12 protein-coding genes and 1 pseudogene are annotated in these 19,223 nt (G+C 72.8%); 7 read left to right on the top strand and 6 right to left on the bottom strand.

Going from position 1 to position 19,223, the window contains the following annotated elements:
* Positions 1-703 (top strand): annotated as a pseudogene (locus AB0H64_RS24165) (hypothetical protein); the annotation flags it as partial.
* Between the two features lie 12 nt (positions 704-715).
* The gene (locus tag AB0H64_RS24160) at positions 716-1,435 is read left to right on the top strand and encodes a hypothetical protein (RefSeq protein ID WP_357628353.1); all 720 of its coding nucleotides are present in this window, start codon (positions 716-718) and stop codon (positions 1,433-1,435) included.
* A 45-nt stretch (positions 1,436-1,480) separates the two neighbouring features.
* Here AB0H64_RS24160 and AB0H64_RS24155 read toward each other — a convergent pair whose 3' ends face one another.
* Both AB0H64_RS24155 and eccD read right to left on the bottom strand, forming a co-directional pair.
* Positions 1,481-1,924 carry a YbaB/EbfC family nucleoid-associated protein gene (locus tag AB0H64_RS24155; RefSeq protein ID WP_357628350.1) on the bottom strand — a complete coding sequence of 148 codons (444 nt, stop codon included), beginning with the start codon at positions 1,922-1,924 and terminating at the stop codon, positions 1,481-1,483.
* 44 nt (positions 1,925-1,968) lie between these two features.
* On the bottom strand, positions 1,969-3,348 hold the full coding sequence (gene eccD / locus AB0H64_RS24150) for a type VII secretion integral membrane protein EccD (protein ID WP_357628347.1): 1,380 nt from the start codon (positions 3,346-3,348) through the stop codon (positions 1,969-1,971).
* Positions 3,349-3,621: 273 nt separating this feature from the next.
* Between eccD and eccCa the strand changes: the two genes are divergently transcribed.
* Positions 3,622-7,602, top strand: coding sequence for a type VII secretion protein EccCa (gene eccCa / locus AB0H64_RS24145; RefSeq protein ID WP_357628345.1), 3,981 nt, complete (start codon positions 3,622-3,624; stop codon positions 7,600-7,602).
* A 10-nt stretch (positions 7,603-7,612) separates the two neighbouring features.
* The gene (locus AB0H64_RS24140) at positions 7,613-9,949 is read left to right on the top strand and encodes a WD40 repeat domain-containing protein (protein WP_357628343.1); all 2,337 of its coding nucleotides are present in this window, start codon (positions 7,613-7,615) and stop codon (positions 9,947-9,949) included.
* Here the strand turns inward: AB0H64_RS24140 and AB0H64_RS24135 are convergent.
* Entirely contained in the window at positions 9,907-15,543 is a 5,637-nt protein-coding gene (locus AB0H64_RS24135) for a hypothetical protein (protein WP_357628341.1), read from the bottom strand. The genes AB0H64_RS24140 and AB0H64_RS24135 overlap by 43 nt on opposite strands.
* 6 nt (positions 15,544-15,549) lie before the next feature.
* Entirely contained in the window at positions 15,550-15,855 is a 306-nt protein-coding gene (locus AB0H64_RS24130) for a hypothetical protein (protein ID WP_357628338.1), read from the bottom strand.
* A gap of 87 nt (positions 15,856-15,942) precedes the next feature.
* On the opposite strand from AB0H64_RS24130, the gene AB0H64_RS24125 reads away from it, so the two are divergent.
* On the top strand, positions 15,943-16,254 hold the full coding sequence (locus AB0H64_RS24125; protein WP_357628335.1) for a hypothetical protein: 312 nt from the start codon (positions 15,943-15,945) through the stop codon (positions 16,252-16,254).
* The gene (locus AB0H64_RS24120) at positions 16,251-17,438 is read left to right on the top strand and encodes a WXG100 family type VII secretion target (RefSeq protein ID WP_357628333.1); all 1,188 of its coding nucleotides are present in this window, start codon (positions 16,251-16,253) and stop codon (positions 17,436-17,438) included. Before AB0H64_RS24125 ends, AB0H64_RS24120 begins: the two co-directional genes overlap by 4 nt.
* A 19-nt stretch (positions 17,439-17,457) precedes the next feature.
* On the opposite strand, the gene AB0H64_RS24115 is transcribed toward AB0H64_RS24120, so the two are convergent.
* The gene (locus AB0H64_RS24115) at positions 17,458-18,303 is read right to left on the bottom strand and encodes a hypothetical protein (RefSeq protein ID WP_357628330.1); all 846 of its coding nucleotides are present in this window, start codon (positions 18,301-18,303) and stop codon (positions 17,458-17,460) included.
* A gap of 1 nt (position 18,304) precedes the next feature.
* Positions 18,305-18,628 (bottom strand): hypothetical protein, encoded by a 324-nt coding sequence (locus AB0H64_RS24110; RefSeq protein ID WP_357628328.1) that lies wholly within the window; start codon positions 18,626-18,628, stop codon positions 18,305-18,307.
* A gap of 123 nt (positions 18,629-18,751) precedes the next feature.
* Between AB0H64_RS24110 and AB0H64_RS24105 the strand changes: the two genes are divergently transcribed.
* On the top strand, positions 18,752-19,174 hold the full coding sequence (locus AB0H64_RS24105; RefSeq protein ID WP_357628327.1) for a YbaB/EbfC family nucleoid-associated protein: 423 nt from the start codon (positions 18,752-18,754) through the stop codon (positions 19,172-19,174).
* Positions 19,175-19,223: the final 49 nt, after the last annotated feature.

Genomic DNA, 19,223 nt, shown 5'->3' with positions numbered 1-19,223 from the left:
CACCGGCGACGGCACAGGCACCACTCCGGGCACCGGTGACGGCACGGGAACAACCCCCGGGGCCGAGACCGGCGACGGCACGCCCATGATCCCCGGCACGACCCCCGGCACCGGCACGGGCGACAGCACCGGCACCACCCCGGGCGCCGAGACGGGAGACGGCACCGGCGGCGGCTTGGGCGGCCTCCCCACCGGCGGCACGGGCGGCGGCGGTGACGGCACGGGAGCAGGCGGCGGAGACGACGGCAAGGGCGGCGGCATCGGTGGTGGCACGGGCGGCGGAGGCGACGGCAAGGGCGGCAAGGGCACCGGCAAGGGCGGGGACGGCACCGGCAAGGACGCGCGGAGCAGGGAGCAGGTGTTCGCCGAGGGCGGCGTCGGCGGGGGCTGGCGCAACGCCGAGCCCGCGAGCCTGACGAAGCTCGGCAAGGCGCTGGCGCCCACCGAGGACGGCGAGGGCCACACAGCGGGCGACCGGATGGGCAAGGCCGAGAGCAAGGCGCGCGATGGCGGCCTCGGTTTCCCAGGACTGGGCGTGGTGGGGCTGGTCACCTTCACCCCGGCCTACAACCAGGCCCGATCCGCGGCCGCCGACTACCTGAAGAACGCCAAGACGCAGCTCGGTGTCTGGCAGAAGCAGCTCGACCAGGGCGCCAAGACCGTGACCGCAGCCGACGACGCCAGCAACGTGAAGCACAAGTGAACGGGGACTGACATGGACAACTACCGCGGCGGTCTGGCCCTCTACCTCGAGGGTGCTGCCGCGAGCACCGCGGCGTCGTTCTTCGCCGTCAATCCGATCCTGAAGTGGATCGCCAAGTACTGCGCCACCTCGATCGGCACCATCCTCTCCGACCCCGGCGCCATCAAGGACGAGGCGTACAAGGCGGGTGACATGAGCAAGGAGGTGGAGGAGGCCGTCGCGGCGCTGGAGAAGGCGTTCTCCAGCATCACCAAGGAGGAGTGGGAGAAGATGGGCCGCGAGGCGGCCGAGGAGGCGAAGGAGAAGTTCGGCACGGAGGCCAAAGACGTCAAGGAGGTCTTCGAGGGGCTGAAGGGCGTCATGGACTCGCTCGCCAACCTGTCCCTGGCGGGTGCGATCGTGAGCGGCCTGGCCGGAACGACCATAATCTCCCTGGTCCTGCTCAGCAATACGACCAAGCTCCTCGGCCCGCTCGGCGCGGGCACGGACATCGCCACCGTCGCCGCGGGCAACAGGCTCATGGACTTCGTCAGAGCCATCGTGGCCAAGAAGGGCGCGGCCTACACCACCGCGGCCGCGCTGACCGGTGGGATATCGTCGGTCCTCATGATGCGCGCCAGCAGCGCCGCGAGCAAGGCCGCGCAGCCCACGGGCACGAAGGCGCCCGACTTCCAGCAGGTCTACCTTCCCGACCTGCCCAAGACGGACGCGAAGGGCCTTCCCCTCAAGTGAGGCCGGGCCGCCGGCCACGTCGCCGGCGGCACCTCAGGGTCGCGGTCAGAGGTCGAGGCGGCGGCGGATGCGGTCGAGCTCGCCCATGACGTCCTCGAACGTCCGGTTGTAGGCCGACTCCGCCTCCTTGATCTTGTTGAGCGCCTCTTCGGGGTTCTCGACGTACTTCATCGGATTGTCGTCCTCGCCGAACGCCTCCGACATGGCGCCGCTGACCTGGGTCTGCAGGTCAGCGGTCGCGTCCCGGAGGACCACCTTGATGAGGTCGGCCAGCTCGCCCGAGGACAGCCGCATCGCCTTGGGATGGAGCTGGAGCTCGCGCAGGCCCTCGCTGCCGCACTCCACGGTCACCAGGCCGTCGTCGTCCTGGGCACGCCCGACGATGGTGGACATGGACTTCTGGAGCTCCTCGATCCGGGCGAACTGCTCGTCAGCCCCTTTGAGCAGCTTGTCGATGTCGATGTTCGCGAAGTCTCCGAATTCCTGCATTACCGTTCCACCTTCGCATCACAGTTAAATCGCGCAGCAACCTATCAGCCAGACAATCCGCGCACCCAGGAATAGACCTCCAAGACCCCCAGAGCCAGCGGGAACAGCTCCACGATGAGCACCACGTCGAGGATGTCGCCCGCGCGCCCCCAGAAGGGCGACGGCTTGCCCGAGGGCAGCCACAGGCCGATCCCGACGGCCATCAGCCCGAGCCACAGCGCGCCGATCGCCACGGCCACCGCCCCGATGACGCCCGAGCCGGAGCCGAGGGTGAAGGCGAGCACGCCGAAGCCCGACAGACCCGTCATGATGAGCCACAGCCGCTGCCGGACCCCGAGGAAGATCCGGGCCCGCATGATGAGCGTCAGCCCCAGCGTGCCGATCATGAGGTGGGCGATCCAGCCGTCGTCGGTGGCGAGCAGGGCCATCGTGAGCAGCGACGTCAGCCCGACGGCGACGATCATGCCGGTGGCGTAGCGCTGCGCGACGGCGGTCCGCTCCTGGATCGCCGCGCTGTCCAGACGCTGGTTGTCGCTGCGCAGCTCCTCGGCCGTCGTCGGCATGTTCGGCAGCGGCACCTTGGCCAGCCGGAACGACAGCGTCGGCACGAGCGGGCTAAACGCCAGCAGCACCGCGATCTCCAGGGCGGCCACACCCGCCGGCGGCACCGCCCACACCATCACCACGGCCGCGCCGATGGCGCCGGCCGCCGAGGCGATGGACGTGCCGAGGAAGCCCGGCACGCCGTCCGAGATGAGCACGCCGCCGATCGTCGCCACCAGCGCGGTGCAGGCGAACGCGGCCAGCGCGTGCGGGGCGCCGATGTTGGCCAGCACGCCGCCGCTCGCCGGCGCGAACAGCCCCGCGATGAACCCGTACGGCAGCGCGGCGTGGCCGATCAGCGCGCCCGCGAGCGAGTCGCCGACCGCCCTGGACAGAGCCGCGCCCGTCACGAGCAGCACGACCGCGAGCAGCCCCGCGACGACCGTGACGACCAGCGCGGGCGCGCCCGAGGTCATGAGCGCGAGCGCGCCGGCGACCAGCACGCCGAGCGCGCCGGTGGCGCCCGCGAGCCTCGTGTGCCGGTTGGACCAGGGGCCGGCCGCGTTCTTCACGCCGGTCGCGACCACGTCCGCCACGTCGTCGAACAGGGCGGGCGGCAGGATCGCCTCACGCGGCCGCAGGTAGAGCACCTCGCCGTCGAGGATGCCGAGCGCGCCCAGGCTCTGGCCGAGGTCGAGGGGAGCGCCGCCGAGTCGCTGGAGCGTCCAGCCGGGGGCGGCGGACGCGTCGCCGCCGACCTCGTCCAGCGCGCGCAGCAGGTTCGGCAGCACGTGCGGGAGCGGGATGTCGGCGGGCAGCGCCAGGTCGGCCTTCTTCTTCGGCCCCACGATCGTCACGTGGCACAGCGCCGGAAGCGGCACGGGCACCTGGGCGAGCGCGCCCTGTCGGATCGGCCCCTGGAAGGGTCCCTGCGGCGGTCCCGGAAGGTACGGGGGCCCAGGTGGATGCGGCGGCCCGGGCGGGCCGGGAGGCCCCGCCGGTGGGCCGTGCGGGATCGGCCCCGGTACGGCCGGTCCATGGACCATAGGTCCCATGCGTTGTCACTCCGTCCCACGAACGCCATGGACAACAGAGAACATACTGGGTCCCTTCTGGTAAGAAGGGCACCAACCGATACGGAGGACCGTTCTACGGTGAGCATCGTCGTCATTCGGCGTCCCGAGCGGCGCCCGAGCCCCAAACCACCTCGCGGAGAGATCCTGCTGGAGTCGCCGCCGGAGATTCCGGAGGTGCAGGGGCAGGGGTTCATGATCGTGCTCACGTACCTGCCCATGCTGGCGGGCGGCGCGGCGATGGCGCTGATGTTCACGGCGGGCGGCAACTCCAACCCCATCATGTACGTCGCGAGCGGCATGTTCGCGGTCTCCATGGTCGGCATGACGATCGGCCAGATGGGCCGGCAGGCCGGCGAGCGCAGGTACCGGCTCAACGGCGCCCGCCGCGACTTCTTCCGCTACCTGTCGCAGGTGCGCGTCAAGGTCAGGCGGGCCGCCAAGCAGCAGCGCGAGGCCCTGGAGTGGAGCGGCCCCGAGCCCGACGCGCTGTGGTGGATCGCGATGGGCCCGCGCCTGTGGGAGCGCCGCCCCCGCGACGACGACTTCAGCACGGTACGGCTCGGCACGGGCGTGCAGAAGCTGGCCATCCAGCTCATCCCGCCGGACTCCAAGCCCGTCGAGGACCTCGACGCCCTGTCCTCCGGAGCGCTGCGCAGGTTCGTCCGGGCGCACGCCACGGTGTCGCGGCTGCCCGTGGCCGTCGCCCTCGGCTCGTTCGCCCGGATCAAGATCACCGGCGACCCGGTGGCCGTGCGCGACATGGTGCGGGCCATGGTCGCCCAGATGGCGGTGTTCCACTCGCCGGACGACCTGCGCATCATGGTCTGCGCCGACCAGGAGTGGATGACGCACTGGGACTGGGTCAAGTGGCTGCCGCACGCGCTGCACCCCGACGAGGTGGACGCCGCCGGACCGGTCCGGCTCATGGCGGAGAACCTCGGCGAGCTGGACCGCCTGGTGGGCAACGAGCTGAAGGAGCGCGCCCGGTTCCGGCCCGGCGCCGCCGGTGACACGCTGCCGTACCACGTGCTCATCGTGGACGGCGGGCACGTGCCGCACGACTCGCAGCTCGGAACCGACGCCATCCAGGGCGTCACGGTGCTCGACCTGTCCGGCGACACCGGACCGGTCGAGGAGAAGAGCACCCTGCGGCTCGACGTGCAGCCCGACGGGTTCCACATGGTCAAGATCGACCACGCCGGCAAGGAGTCCAAGACCAGGCTCGGCGACGCCGACCAGCTCGACTACCTGCGCGCCGAGGGCCTGGCCAGGCAGCTCGCCCCCCTGCGCGCCTCCGCCACCAACGCCGGCGAGCCGGAGGACGTGCTCGCGGCCAACACCACGCTCACCGACCTGCTCGGCATCGGCGACCCCCTGCGCCTCGACCCGGCGCTGACCTGGCGGCCCCGGGCCGGCCGTAACCGGCTGCGCGTGCCCATCGGCCTCGGCGCCGACGGCCGCGTCGTCGAGCTGGACATCAAGGAGTCGGCGCAAGGCGGCATGGGCCCGCACGGCCTGGTCATCGGCGCCACCGGCTCCGGCAAGAGCGAGCTGCTGCGCACGCTGGTGCTCGGCCTGGCCCTCACCCACTCCTCCGAGATCCTCAACTTCGTCCTCGTCGACTTCAAGGGCGGCGCCACCTTCCTCGGCCTGGACTCGCTCACCCACGTCTCCGCGGTCATCACCAACCTGGAGGACGAGCTGCCGCTGGTCGACCGCATGTACGACGCGCTGCACGGCGAGATGGTGCGCCGGCAGGAGCTGCTGCGCTCCGCCGGCAACTACGCCTCGCTGCGCGACTACGAGCGGGCCCGCGAGCAGGGGGCCGAGCTGGCGCCGCTGCCGACCCTGTTCGTGGTGCTGGACGAGTTCAGCGAGCTGCTGACGGCCAAGCCGGAGTTCATCGAGCTGTTCGTGATGATCGGCCGGCTCGGCCGCTCGCTCGGCGTCCACCTCCTGCTCGCCTCGCAGCGCCTGGAGGAGGGCCGGCTGCGCGGCCTGGACACACACCTGTCGTACCGCATCGGCCTGCGCACCTTCTCGGCCATGGAGAGCCGCGTCGTGCTGGGCGTGGCCGACGCCTACGAGCTGCCGTCGGCCCCGGGCAACGGCTTCCTCAAGTTCGACACGACCGGCATGACCCGGTTCAAGGCCGCGTACGTGTCCGGGCCGTACCAGGCCGACCCCCGCCACGCGCCCGCCGACGGCGGCTCGGTGCTGCAGACCCAGATCGTCGAGTACGGCCCCGGGCACGTGCCGATCCCCGTCGTGGAGCAGACCGCCAAGGAGGTCGCGCCGGCCGAGGAGAAGGGCCCGCAGCGCAGCCTGCTCGACATCGTCGTGGAGCGGCTGGGCGGCCACGGCCCCGCCGCCCACCGGATCTGGCTGCCGCCGCTCGGCGAGCCGCCCACCCTGGCGCACCTGCTGCCGCCGCTGTCCGTCACCCCCGAGCTGGGACTGTCCACCCCCGGCTGGGACGGCCGGGGCCGCCTGCACGCCGTCGTCGGCATCATCGACAAGCCGTTCGAGCAGCGCCGTGACCCGTACTGGCTGGACCTGTCGGGCGCGGCCGGCCACGTCGGCGTCGCCGGCGGCACCCAGAGCGGCAAGAGCAACACGCTGCGCACGCTGATCACCAGCATGGCGCTCACCCACACGCCGCGCGAGGTGCAGTTCTACTGCCTCGACTTCGGCGGTGGCACGCTCGCCGCGCTGGACGGCCTGCCGCACGTCGGCGGCGTGGCCAGCCGCCTCGACGCCGAGCGGGTCCGCCGGACCGTCGCCGAGGTCGCCGGGCTGCTCCAACGGCGCGAGCGCGACTTCAACGAGCAGGGCATCGACTCGATGGTCACCTACCGCAGGCAGATGGCCGACGGCACCATCCAGGGCGACGGCTGGGGCGACGTGTTCCTGGTGATCGACGGCTGGCTGACGATCCGCCAGGAGTTCGAGGGCCTGGAGAGCGTGATCACCGACCTGGCGGCCCGCGGCCTCGGCTACGGCATCCACGTGGTCGCCTCCACCAACAAGTGGTCGGAGTTCCGGGCCAGCATCCGCGACCTGTTCGGCACGCGGCTGGAGTTCAAGCTCGGCGACGCGTACGAGTCGGAGGTCAACCGCAAGGCGGCGCTGGCCGTGCCCGAGGGCACGCCGGGCCGCGGCCTGACCAAGGAGGGCATGCACTTCCTGTCGGCGCTCCCTCGCATCGACGGCGTCCGCGGCACCGACGACCTGGCCGACGGCGTGCGCTCGCTCGTGGACGTCGTCGGCGCCTCCTGGCAGGGGCCCGGGGCCCCTCCGGTGCGCCTGCTGCCCTCGCTGCTGCCCGCCGCGTCCATGCCCGGCCCGGACGAGACCGGCGCGGGCCGGATCGCGCTCGGCATCGACGAGGCGTCGCTGTCGCCGGTGCTGCTCGACTTCGACGTCGATCCGCACTTCGTGGTGTTCGGCGACACCGAGTGCGGCAAGAGCAACGTACTCAAACTGATCATGGAGGGCCTGGTCGCGCGCAAGACGCCCAGGGAGGCCATGATGATCGTGATCGACTACCGCCGGGCGCTGCTCGACACGGCGGTCACCGACCATCGCATCGGCTACGCCGCCTCCAGCAAGGCCGCCACCGACCTCATCAACGACGCCAGGAGCGCCCTGCTCAAGCGGCTGCCGCCCGCCGACCTGACACCCGAGCAGCTGCGCTCCCGGAGCTGGTGGGAGGGGTCCGACCTGTACATCGTCGTGGACGACTACGACCTGGTCGCGACCTCCTCCAACAGCCCCCTCCAGTCGCTGGCCGAGCTGCTGCCGCAGGCCCGCGACATCGGCCTGCACCTGATCCTGGCCCGCCAGATGGGCGGCGCCAGCCGGTCCCTGTACGACCAGGCGGTGCAGCGCCTGAAGGAGATGGCCAGCCCGGCGCTGATCATGTCGGGCAACAAGGACGAGGGCGCGCTGTTCGGCAACGTCCGGCCGCAGCCGCTGCCGCCCGGCCGCGGCTACTACGTGGACCGCCGGTACGGTGCGCGGCTCGTCCAGACCGCCTACCTGGAGCCGTCCGCCTAGGTTGGCTTCCATGTCCGAGGTGCGTTACCGGGTGGCGGGGCCGGGCTTCCCCGGCCTGGCGGAGCTGACGGCCGGGCCGGAGGGCGTCGTCCGCCTCCGGCACGAGACGGCCGCCGGGGTGCGGGGCTGGACGGCCGAGCCGGACCCGGCGGTGTGGCCGTGGTTGCTGGACGCGCTGCGCGAGGCGGGCTTCCCGGACGCGGCTCCGGAGCCGCCGGCGCCGGGCGGCCCGGTGTGCGAGATCACGGTCACCGGGACGGAGCCGGCCGGGGTGCCGGCCGGGACGCTCGCCGCGACGTGGCCGGGAGGCGGGTCCCCCGGGCCCGGAGGCGAGCCCGGCGGACCGGGAGGTCGGGCGGCCGGGCTCGGGGCCGCGCTGCGGATCCTGGACGCGCTGGTGCGGCAGGTGGGCGGTGACGCGCTGGGGGAACGGGGGGCGGACGTCCCGGACGAGCTGCCCCCGCTGGCCCGCCGCCGCATCCCCGATCCCGCCGTCCCGCCGCCGGACGTCCCGGTGAGCGGGCGCTTCGGCGCGCCGGGCGCCGCCGCGTTCGGCAGGGCCGGCGGGCGGCCCGCGTACGCCGTGTCCCGTCCGGGCGTCACCTTCGCCCTGTACGGCCTGCCGGACGAGGAGCCGCTGGGCGGCGCCGCCGTCACCGGCACGCCCGCCCGCTCCCTCGCCCTGGGCACGGCCGCCGGCCGCGACCTCGTCGCCGCCGGCGGTGACGACGGCGTCATCCGGGTCTGGGACACCGCCGGCGGGGAGCGGCTGCACTCCGCGACCGGCCACGGCGGCCCCGTCAGGACGCTGGCGGCGAGCGGCGGCCTCGTCTACACGGGCGGCGACGACGGCCGGGTGCGGGTCTGGGACGCGGACGGGTCCCTGGGCGCGCTGCCGGACGCCCATGAGGGCGCGGTCACCGCCGCCTGCGTCCACGGCACGCTGCTGGTCACGGGCGGGGACGACGGGATCGTACGCCTGCTGGACGCGGCGGACGGCCGCCTCCTGCGGGTCCTGCGCGGCCACGACGGCTGGGTGAACGCGGTCGCCGCCCGGGACGGGCTCGTCGCCTCGGCGGGCTCGGACCGGGTCGTCCGGCTCTGGGACCCGCTGACCGGCGAGCCTGCGGGCACCCTGGGCGGGCACGGGGACGCCGCTCGGCCCGGCGCGGAGGGAGGCGGCGGGCACGGGGCGAGCGTGACCGGGCTGGCGTTCCTCACCGTGGGGGGACGGGCCGCGCTCGCCTCGTGCGGCCTGGACGGCGAGGTGGTGGTCTGGGATCTCCGGACGGCTGCGCCGACGGCGCGCTGGCGGGCGGGCGCGTGGTCGGCCGGCCTCACGGCGGTGGCCGGGGACGCGGACGACCGGCTCGTGAGCGTGGGCGACGGCGTACGGGTCTGGGAGGTGGACGGCACGCCCCGGACGGTCCTCTCCACGGCCCCGGCGACGGCGGTCGCCGGGAGTGCCGGGCAGCGGGGGGAACGCGTCGTGGCGGGGTTCCCGGACGGCGTGGTGCGGGCCTGGCGGCTCGGGGACGGGGAGCCCGCCGGCGAGGAGGCGCACGGGCCGGACGGTGGCGTCACGTCCGCCGGGTCCCGGGCGGACGGCGATGCCACGCCCACGGCGTCCTGGGCCGTGGACGGCGGTGTCACGGCTCTGGCGCTGGACGGGGCGACGATCGTCTGCGGCACCGCCTCCGGGACCGTACGCCTCCACCGCGCGTCCGGCGGCGTGGTGGTGCCCGCGCCCCACTCCGGGCCTGTGACGGCGCTCGTGCTCGACGGCGGGCTGCTGGTGTCCGGCGGCATGGACGGGACCGTGCGGACCTGGGAGACGCTCTCCGGACGGCCGCTGCGCCGCCTGCTCGGCCACACGGCGGGCGTCACCGCCGTCGTCACCGGCCGGGTGCACGACCGGCCGGTCATCGCTTCGAGCGGGTACGACCGGGTCATCCGGGTCTGGGACATGGAGACGGGCGGACTGCTGCTGATCGTCCACGGGCATCCCTTCCCCGTGTACGCGCTGGCGTTCGGCGAGACCGTGGACGGCCGCACCGTTCTCGCCTCGGGCAGCTACGACGGCCGGGTCCCCGTGCGCGACGCGGTGACCGGCGAGGACGTCGCCGTGCTCGGCGGCGCCCCCGGCGTGGTCCGGTGCCTGTGCTTCCTCGGTCCCGGAGTCCTGGCGGCGGGCACGGGCGACGGCACCGTACGGGTGTGGCGCCTGCCGGAGGAGGAGCCGGTCTCCGAGACACGGCTGGCGGAGACCCCGCTGGCCCTGTCCCCCGGCCCGTACGCCGTCACTCAGGGCGGGGTGAGCAGCCTGAGCACGTGGTACTGGGGATAGCGGATCTCGGTGACTCCCGCCGCGATGTAGGCGTTGTCCAGCATCACGCTGCGCCGCGTCCACGCCATCTTGACGCGTTGGGCGTCGACCGGCCGTGCGGACGGCGCGAGCGAGGGCGCGTGGTGCGTGGCGACCAGCCGCCCGTCCGGCGTGACCGTCAGGACGTACTGTGCCCTGGCCAGGGGAAGGCCCCGCGCCCCCGGGCCGTCCACCGTGCGGTGGTCGAGGGAGAAGTGCAGCCGGCCGCCCTCCAGGCTCCACTCGCCCAGCTCGGCGCGGACGCCCGCTCCCGGGTACTCGACCTCGGCGACCCGGCGCAGCCACGCCTCGACCGCCGCGGGGTCGGCGGTGCCGGAGCGCAGCACGTCCCGCAGGGTCTCTCCAGGCGGCAGCTCGTGCGGCGCCGCCCGGACGACGTCCTCGGCCCGGTCGCCCCACCGGGCCGAGGCGCGCTCCAGCGGCGTGGCGGTGTCGTCGAGCGCGGCCCGGACGGTCAGCGGCGCCTGGTCGAGCTCCTGCCTGGCCCGCTCCAGCAGCGCGGCGGGCGACCGCTCCTCCCGCATACCCAGGGGCGTCCGGTCGTGACGGCCGGCGAGCCCGCCCAGGAAGTGCACGTCCTTCTCGGTCAACGGCTGGTCCGCCGGTCTGCCCAGCAGGGCGTTCACGGCGTCCCGCAGCCAGCCGCCGTCCGGGAGCGCCTCGTACGGTCCCCGCCCCAGCCACACCGTCAGGCCGTGCAGGCGGATCAGCTCCTCGGCGTTGAACGAGTGGTCGCGGTGCGTGCCGTACACCTCGGCGGCGAGGTCGCCCAGCGCCTCGGTGTAGCGGAGGTGCTCGTGCGTGATCTGGTGGAAGTCGAGCCGGTCACCGACGCGGTTGCCTCCGAAGAGGGTCACCACGCGGTCCAGCAGCCGGACGTGCTCCAGCCACGAGCCGTCCACGGGGAAGCGCTTCAGCAGAATCCGGATGTGGTTCGGCACCATGCCGCGCTCCGGGTCCGTCCTGCTCCAGGGCGTCGGCACGACAGGCTCGCCGGCCGGCAGCCGGTGCAGCGGAACCACCGGCTCGGGCACGTCCGCGCGGATGAGGTGCTCGTCCAGGGTCCACAGGTGGCGGTCGCGCAGCCCGGCGAGCTCGGGCACGGCGAGCCGCTGGAGGTCGTGCACGCCCGCCCATCCTGAGCCCGGGCGGGCCCACTGCACGACGGCCGGGCCCATGACGCTGCCGTCGTGAGCCGGCCGGTCCATGTCCAGGACCTGCGTGGTCTTGCGCATGCGCGGGTCGAGGGACTCCAGCTCCAGGCCGAGCAGCTGGCCGATCTTCTGGGCGTGGAGGTTGAGCGGCGCCAGCTCGGCCAGCATCGGCCGCGCGGCCCAGGTGCTCCACTTGCTGGGCATGAGACGGGTGAGCTCCACCCGCTCGCCCTTGCCCGCGCCGTCCGGCGCCCGCTCGAACTGCACGCGCACGTGGAGCTGAGAGCGGTCCACCGGGAGCCGGTGCTGGTGGTTGAAGTGCAGGTCGACGGCGTCACGCACGTCGGAGAAGAGCTTCAGCACGGTCTGGGGCGACAGCTCCTTCGCCATGCCGTACCGCAGGGTCAGCGTGAACTCGGTGACCCGCTGGAGCGTCCCGTCCGCGGCGCGCGCCTGGAGTCTGCGCGCCTCCAGCGTGTGCGCCTCGTCGCGGGTGATGAGGTGGGCCTCGGCGCCCTGCCGCGCCTCGGCCATGGAGCGCTCGCCCACCGTCTTGCGCGGGTCGAGGGCGTAGGCGTACTCCTGCCGGAGGACCTCCCGCAGCTCCCCGGCCGCGACCAGCGGAGCCCGGGGCCCGGCGTCGGTGGCCGATGTGCCGGTCCCGGGAGGGGCGCCGTCCCCGGCGCCGGCGTGAGCGGTCTCCGTGTGGCGCCGGACGAGGTCGGCCTGGTCCGCCCATGTCGCGTTGAGCCAGGTGGGCGCCCTCACCTGCTCCATGCCGAGCTGACGGACGACCTGCCGTACCAGATGAAGGTCGTGCGCCTCGGTGCGGAAGTCCAGCGGTGCCGGCGCCGTGGAGTGGTCTCCGTGGGCGATCGTGGCCGCTCCGGGGCCGACGGCCCGTTCGAGCTGGACGCGCACGTGGAGCTGGTCCCCGTCGGCCGTGCGGTGCCGGCCGTTGACGTACTGGTCGAGTCCTTCCTGGAGGCGGGCGTTGAAGGCGCGGATCTCCTGCGGTGACAGGTCGGAGGAGGCGACCCGGAGCCGGACCGTGTACTCGGTGACGGACCTGCGCTCCCCTGCCGCGTCGTAGCCCTCGAAGCGACGCTGCTCGACACGGGCCGCCCGGGGGTCGGCCGCCCGGAGCGTCAGGACGTCGGCGCGGGCCCGCTGGGCCTCTGCCCGGGACGGCGCCACGGCGTCCTCGGGGTCGAGCGCGAAGGGGAGCGCTCCCCAGTCGTCGAGCATGGCGGCGATGGCGGCCTGCTCGACCGGCAGGATGCGGTGGTTGGCCGGGAACCGGTGCGGCTCGCCCGGCCGCGCCGGGGACGGCGCGGAGCCGCCCTGCTGACTGTCGACGCCGTAGAGCCGGTCCACCATCCGGCCGAAGTCCTCGCCGTCCACGACCCGGACCAGCCACGGGCCGTTCTGCATCCGGCGGAACTCCTGCATGATGGCCGCGTGATCGACCACGCCGTAGGACAGCATCGTGGACCGCTCGGCCGCCGTGGCGAACAGCTCGGCCGCCCGCCGCGTGAGCTCCGGGCCGGGGGGCTTGCCGAAGAACTCCGCCGCCGCCCTGTGCAGCGCGCGCGGGCCGATCTCGTCCGGGCGCGGCAAGCCGTACGCGTGGCTGTTCCACTCCGCCAGGCGGGACAGTCCCTCCACCGCGCGCGGCGTGACCGGCTGGCCGTCCCCCAGCACGGCGGCGGCGCCTTCGAGGATCGCGCGGCCGTCGGGTTTCTCACCGAGGTAGTACGAGAGTTGGTGGATGCGCTCCAGGTCCTTGGCCTTCAAGTCGGCCGGGGAGGCTCCGTAGATCGTGTGTGCGGACTCGTGCAAGGCCTTGACGTGATGGACCTGATCCCAGCTGGTGACGTCGCCGCTGAAGAGCCAGTCGGCATGGTCCAGCACGCGCAGGTGGTCGAGCAGGTCGCCGTCCTGGTGGGGGAACTGGTACAGCAGGTCGTCCAGGCGGGACGGTATGGCGAGGTTGTCGGCCAGGTACTGCGACCGGGAGAACTCGTCGGCCCGCACCCGGTGCCCGGCCTCGCCGATGCCCGCGCCCTCGCGAGGTACCGGCGTGTCCACGCTCCAGTTCTCGGCCTCCGCCCGGTTGAGCAGGCTCTGGATGCGCTGCAGGTGATGGTCCTGCAGGCCGGCCAGCGGGGGCACCTCGTGACCGTGATGGTCGACCATCGACCCCCTGCCGAGCCATTGGGGGCCGCTCGCATCGCTCATGAGGTTGGCGCCGAACGCGCGACCGTCGCTCGTCAGCGTCCGGCGTTCGGCGTAGCGGGCGTCGTGGTACTCGTCCATCAGGCCGAGGTGGTGCCCCAGCTCGTGCGCCTGGACGTGCGGCGCGTCACCGACGTACCAGGTGTTCTGGTTGGCGCGGCCCGCTCCCCTGCGGAAGGTGACCACGTCGTCCGCGCCCGCCTTGGCGTCGGTGGCCCTCTCGAACGTGAGCCTGACGTGGAGCTGGTTGCCGTCCGGGAGCCGGTGCTGGTGGTTGAAGTAGAGCTCGACGCCGTCCATCGCGCTCGCCTGCAGTTGCAGGACGTCGGCATGTGTGACACCGGTGTCGGCCACCCAGCGGACCTTGACCTCGATCTCGGTGACCCATCGCGTCTCACCGCCGGTGCGCACCCCGATGCGGCGGGCCGTCACTTCGGCCGACCGGTCGAGGTCCGCCCTCTTGCGCGCGGCCGCCTCCGTTTCGGGCACCCGGCTGTCCAGGTTCAGAACCGAACGGCCGTCCACCTGGTACGCGGGGGCGTCCTCACGGAGGGCGGCCCATTCGCTCGCCCGCAGGGCCTCACGCGGGTCGATGCGGTTCGCGTGCACGCCGCGGAGCTGGGCCAGCTCCTCCGCGGTGTGGATCGGCAGGAGGGGAACGCGCGTGTCCGGGCTGACCACGGTGCCGTGAGGGGGGCGGACGATCGGATTCGGTCCGCTGCCATGGGCGGCAGCGGGTGACGCGGGGACGTCCGCGGTCTCCCGCTGAGGGGGCACCTCGGTCAGGGTGTCGCCCCGGGCCGCCTGACCGTGCTCACCGGGGTGGTGGGGAGAGGCCGGCGCTTCGGCGCGACGGCCGGTGAACGTGGTGCCGGAGTCCTCGAAGCGCACGGGGCCCGCGGGCGGCCCGTGGGCGGGCTGGTGGGTGGGCTGGTGGGTGGGCTTCGGGTCATGGGGGACGGCGCGGTTGATCATCGCGTCCACCGTGCCGCGGCCGGCCGTCACGGCCCGCACGTACGACGGCTGCTCGGCCCGTACGGGAGTCTGCTGGTCGGGCAGCGCATGAGACCGGTCCGGCCGCGCGTGCGGCGCCGCCTCCACCACCTCGACGTGCCCCCCATGGCCGGGCCTGGTGACCGAGGCGTCGGCGAGGACCGTGCGCCGGGAATGCTCGCCACCGGCCAGTGCTCCTCCCGCCTCTCCGTCGGCAGGGTGGCCGCCGAAAGCGAGCGTGACCTCCTCGGCCCCGCGGTGGACGGGCTCCGGCTCGGGCCGGGTGAACGGGGACGCGTCGAGGTCCGCGCCGAATGCCTTCGCGACGTCCCCCAGGTGCTTCACACCCCCGGGGCTCCAGCTCCCCCAGTGGGCGTCGGCGCCTCCGACGGCGCCCGAGGTCATGCCCTTCAGGACGAGCTGCCAGTCGACGCCCTCCCTGCCGTCGACGAGTTCGGAGGCGAGCGTCGCCCCGCCACTGGCCACCGCGGAGTGCGCCATCAGCGTCCACAGCGACCGTGTGGGCACCGCCCACGCCAGGCCCGTCATCAGGCCGCCGGTCAGCGCCCCCATGCCCGCGGACGTGCCGGCCTGCTTCCAGTCCACGCCGTCGCGCCGCGACTGCGTGGACTGGACCAGGAGGTCCAGGCCGCCCATCAGCCCGCCGAACAGCGCGATGTTGAGCAGCAGCCGCCTGCGGAACTCCTTGACCGTCCACCGTGCGGCCTGGGCGCGCAGCTTCATCAGCTGCAGCGCCTGGCGCCCGGCCGGGGTGACCAGGGCCATTGACAGGGCCAGGAGCTGCACCACCAGCATCAGCACCGTGAGGCGCATCAACCGTTTGGTGAACTGGATCTGCACCCCGAGGTCGTTGCACGAGACGGCCAGCCCGACCAGCCGCGACACCAGCGCGGCGCGACGGCCTCCCACCTCGCGCTCGACGCGCGAGACGAAGGCGCGCAGCGCGGCGCCGTCCCAGGAGTCGCCGACGCCCCGCAGCAGCCCGGCACCGTCGCCGCCGGCCCCCACCGCGACGGCCCTGGCGGTGGCGAGCAGGGCGTCGGCCAGCCGGAACAGGGCGTTCTCGTCACCCTTGGGCCAGTCGGTTCCCAGCACCCAGCCGGCCCATGGGCGAATCCAGGCCGGCATCGGGATGCCGTCGATCCACATGCGTGCTCAGCGCTCCGACTGTCGCCTGGCGATGTCGTAGTGCTTCGCGCTGGTCCGCATGTCCTCGTGCGTGTGCCCCAGCTCGCCGATGTAGGCGTCGAACTCATTGAAGATCGCATCGCGCAGCCCGGGGAAGGACTTGTCGAGCTCGGCCCCGTAGACGTCGTTCCCCATGGGGCGGCCCTCCCTGGCGAACGCGCCGAACAGCTCGTCGCGCAGGGCACTCGCGTACTCGGCCTCCTCGCGGACCTCCTCGGCCCGACGGTGGATGCCGGACGCGCTCGCGTCGTAGCCGTCGGACGGGCGCCCCACCAGTTTCTCCTTCATCACGGACATCAAGATTGTTGTCCACTATGCTCGGTTTTCGCTCGCTTCGTAAGCAAGAAGGCGGTTAGTTCCATGAGTGAATGGGTGGACGTCCACTTCCAAGCTCTCGAAACGTGCGGCAAGAGGGCCCGCACGGCGGCGAACATGCTGACTGTCCAGGACGCCTTGCAGGACTCCAAGGCGAAGCAGCCGTCCGGGACCGCGCCGGCGAGCATGTTCGGCGACCTGAGCAACGCCGGGTCGCTCTCCGGCCGCGTCGACGACGTCTGGACGGCGCTCAAGGACGAGCTGAGCACCGGCCGCAGCCGGCTGCTGGGCGTGGAGAAGGCGATCGAGCAGGTGGAGACGAGCTTGCGCAAGGCGACGAAGGCGTCCACGGTATGAGCGGGGAGACTCCGGCGACGCTGGCCGGTCTCGCCGCACTGCGGGCCAAGGTCAAGGGCGACCCGGAGGGCATCCGCGACCACGCCGCCGCGTGGCGCGCGGTCGCCGGCCACGTCGAGAGCTCCACCGGGAAGCTGCCGCAGGCCGTCAACGCGGTGAACCAGGCGTGGCAGGGCGCCTCGGCCGACGCCTTCACCGGCTACATGCAGGCCTACCCGAAGGCCGGGACCGGCCTCAAGGAGGCGCTCACCGCCTGCGCCGACGCCCTCGACCGGGCCGCGAACACGCTGGAGGACGCCTACTCCAAGATCGGCGCCCTCTACGACGACGCGGTGACCCGCTCGAACACGTACAAGCAGCGCTACCTCACCGCCAACCCCGAGGCCACCGAGAGCGACGCCGAGACGGCGCTGGCCGCCACCACCATCGTCAGCGGGAACATCACCCGGGCCCAGGAGATCGTGGCCAAGGCCGACTCGGTGCTCGGCGAGGTGAAGAAGGCGCTGGACGGCAAGCTCGGCGCCGGGAACGAGTTCGGCTTCTTCACCGCGATCCGGCAGGCGGGTGGCTCCGACTTCGAGCCGGGCACCAAGAAGGTCGAATGGATCAGGACGCCCCTCGATGAGAGCACGGCGCTCCAGGCGGCGGCCGCCGGCCCCGACTCCGGCGTGACCCAGGGCCTCCAGGGCTCGGGCGGGGGCGGGGGCGGCGGCGGCGGGTACGCCTACAGCGGCGGCACCTCCTCGGCGGGCAGCGTCCCCCTGCCCAGGGCCGACATCGTCGAGTACATCAAGCAGGCCATCCGGGTCATCAGGTCGCCGGAGATGGCGGGGGCCATCAACGCCAAGCAGCGGGGCCTGGTGGACAAGCTCAAGGACCTCGACCCGGACGACCCCAGGGACATCCAGCGAATCTGGACGATCATCTACCACGAGTCCGGCGGCAACCCGAGCGCCATCAACAACTGGGACATCAACGCCAGGAACGGCATCCCGTCGCAGGGCCTGATGCAGACGATCCCGCCCACGTTCCAGGCGAACTCCCTGCCGGGCCACGGCAAGATCCTGGAGCCGGTGGACAACATCATCGCCGGCGTCCTGTACACCTACCGCCGCTACGGCTCGCTGGCCGGCCACCCCGGCATCTCGTCCCTGGAGAGCGGCGGCGGTTACCGGCCCTACTGAGCCGGCACGGCAACGCCCGCTACGGGGTCGACGGAGGCGCCGGCTCGTCCTGCTTGGGCTCGACCCAGTCGAACTGCTGGTAACCGGGCGGCAGGTCGCCGGGCCTGGCCGGGGCTCGGTACGACGGGTACTTGCTCGGGTCGATGGTGGCCTGCGTGAAGTCCACGCTGGCCTTGCCGCCCGGCAGGACGTAGCCGAACTGGTGCTGCCTGCGGAACATGGTCATGACGTTGTCCAGGGCGCCCTGCAGGGAGGAGCCAAGGACCAGCGTCAGGGCGGCCACGAGACCGTTGGCGCCCGCGGCGATGGCCGTCTCCAGCATGCCGCCCCAGAACTTGGTGTGCGGGAACGCCTGGAGCCTCTTGGCGAACACCAGCACGCCCAGCGTCATGACGGCCAGGACGCCCAGCCGCGTCCAGTAGCTGCGGTAGCCCGCGCCGATCTCGTCCAGCACGCTCGCGATCTCGCCCAGGGCGCCGCGCAGCGCGCCGACCTCCCGGCTGAAGACCGACACCACGCGCTCGAACTCCTGCTGGTCCCCGGCGATCCAGCCGTTCTGCGAGGCCCGGGTGATCTGCGGCAGGAGCTGCTTGATCCCGTCGTCGAGACGGGACGACACGCCGTACTTCCAGTTGGAGGCGGCCTGCGCCATGGCCGGCTCGTTGGCGATGGCCATGCTCGCGACCACGACCGCGGACGCCAGCCATGGTGACATCCGGTAGAGCCTCTTCAGCTGCTCCAGCACCTTGGGCCCGATCGGCTCGGGCATCCGGGGCGGCGGGCCGAACTGCGGGTTGTACGGGTTGAAGCCGGTGTAGGGCTTCTGCGTCATGCCGATGTTCGGCAGGTGGTCGTAGGGTCCCATGTCAGCGGTACCTCACGATGCTGTGGTCCTCGGCGGATCGCCAGTTGCGCTGGCACGTGGTGAGGGCGTTCACCCAGCTCTCGACGGCCTGCTGCGCGTCGCCGAGCAGGCCGTCGGCCTCGTGGCGGATGGCGTCGTAGGTCTTTCCGATGACCTGGTCGCCCACGAGGCCGAAGCCGGGCGAGTCGATGACCAGCGTGCCGATGATCTGGCGGAGGTGGATGAGCCACTCCTTCAGCTCGTCGTCGCACCGGTCGCGCACGTGGCTGATCGTGCGGGATGTGACGTGGATTTCCTGCCCGACGGTGGCTGCCTTTGTGCTCACATGTACGGATTTTCCATGATTTACGGCTGCGGGAGGGTTGATCCTGGCACCTTTAATGATCAGTTAGTCGCCCTGTCAGGCATTGCTCAGCAATCGTTCACCTGCCGCCGGTGGCGTGGACGCATGGATTTCACGGACCCCCGCATCGCGGATCTCGACCGGCTCATACAGGACGGCGAGCGCTCGATGCGCGAGCTGCAGCAGGCCATGCAGGCGATGAGCCGGCTGACCGGCACCGGCGAGAACCGGGCCGGGACGGTGACCGCGCGGGTGGACTCCGAGAGCCGGCCCGTCGAGGTGCGGTTCGGCGCCCGCGCCATGCGCCTCGACCCGGACGAGCTGGGCGAGCACGTCGTCGAGGCCGTACGCGCCGCCCAGGAGGACCTCGAGCGCCAGGCCCGCGAGCTGATGGCCGTCCCGTCCGTCCCCGACGGCGACGTGCTGGGGTCGTTCAGGCGCGACCTGGAGGAGATGCAGGACTCCTTCAGGCACGAGATGGGCGAGCGCATGGACGGCGTGCGCAGGCGCCACCAGGACGACTTCTGATCCCTGCCTCCCCATACGAGAAGCGGCGGCCGGGAGGATCATCCTCCCG

Origin of the sequence: Nonomuraea sp. NPDC050733, from assembly GCF_040654215.1 — a bacterium.
Taxonomy (GTDB): Bacteria; Actinomycetota; Actinomycetes; order Streptosporangiales; family Streptosporangiaceae; genus Nonomuraea.
This window is presented reverse-complemented; position numbering and strand designations above follow the sequence as displayed.